Source organism: Pseudomonas sp. B20, from assembly GCF_020515755.1.
Classification (GTDB): Bacteria; Pseudomonadota; Gammaproteobacteria; order Pseudomonadales; family Pseudomonadaceae; genus Aquipseudomonas; species Aquipseudomonas syringae.
On sequence record NZ_JAHPJG010000053.1, the window covers coordinates 1 to 1,131 of the forward strand.

General features: G+C 57.4%; 1 protein-coding gene. It reads right to left on the reverse strand.

What is annotated here, in order from left to right:
- Positions 1 to 905: IS110 family transposase (locus tag LIX91_RS25500; protein WP_226489409.1), on the reverse strand; the 905-nt coding region annotated here is incomplete at its 3' end.
- Between the last annotated feature and the right edge of the window lie 226 nt (positions 906 to 1,131).

Consider the following 1,131-nt stretch of genomic DNA (forward strand, 5'->3'; position numbering starts at 1 on the left):
GTTCCGTCGCGCACCATGGCGTTCAGGCGTATCAGCAACACCCGCATGCAGGCCACCAGGGCCACTTTCGCGCACTTGCCTTTGGCACGCAGCCTCGCATAGCGCTCCTTGAAATCGGCGTTATAGCGCACCATCACCAGCGCACACATGTAGGTCGCACGGCGCAGTTTCGTCCGCCCACCGTAGATCTGCCGCTTGCCGGCCTTGCTGCCACTGTCGTTGTTATACGGTGCCACACCGGCCAACGCTGCGATTTGTCCACGACTCAGGTCACCCAGCTCTGGCAGGTAGCAGAACAGGCTGGCGATTGTCACTGGGCCTACGCCCTTTACGGCATGCAGCCGCTGCAGCAGTTCTGAGTCGACCTTGCGCGCTTGTGCATCGACAAGCTGATCTACCGCTTTGATCTGCACTTTGAGGCTGGCTTCCAACGCAAGGTAGATGTCCACCACGCTGGGCAATATGGCCTGTTTCATACGGCGCCGGTTGTCGTCACGTTGTTGAAGCAGGTTGTTGCGCAAGTTGACCAGCTCAAGCAGGACTTCGCGCTCCTCGTCAGGCTTTGCGAAGCCCTTCGCCTCCAGGCTGGAGGCGAACATGGCCAGCATTTGCGCATCGATTGGATCGGTCTTGGCACGCTTGCCCATGGCCAGAGCGAACTGACGTGAGCGAACAGGGTTAATACGCTGGATCTTGAACCCTGCATTAGCCAGAAGCTTTACCGACAGTTTCTCGTAACCACCGGTGGCTTCAACAAGAACGCGCTCAACCTGATGGGCGCTGAGGTACTCAGCAATGCTGGCGAGACCTTCTTCAGTATTAGGTACACACAGCTCATCCGCTTTGGGAAACAGCGCAACCTGCAGCGTGGCCTTGGAAACATCAATACCGGCATAGGCGGACATGAGTAAAACCTCTAGGATAAAGGGTGAGAGGCGCTTTGGCCTGGCTCACGCTTGTTGTTCGAGGTCGGACTCAGTCAACTGTTCGAGCTTTGAGCCAAAGCGGGAAGAGTGGATGGCAGCTTGGCTCCCACACGTGCTCTGGGCACCGCGATTTGTCAGCTTGCCATCCACCCCTCTCACCCCAGACTTTACCTTGATCAAAGACACAAGCGAGCTTGCTCGCGAA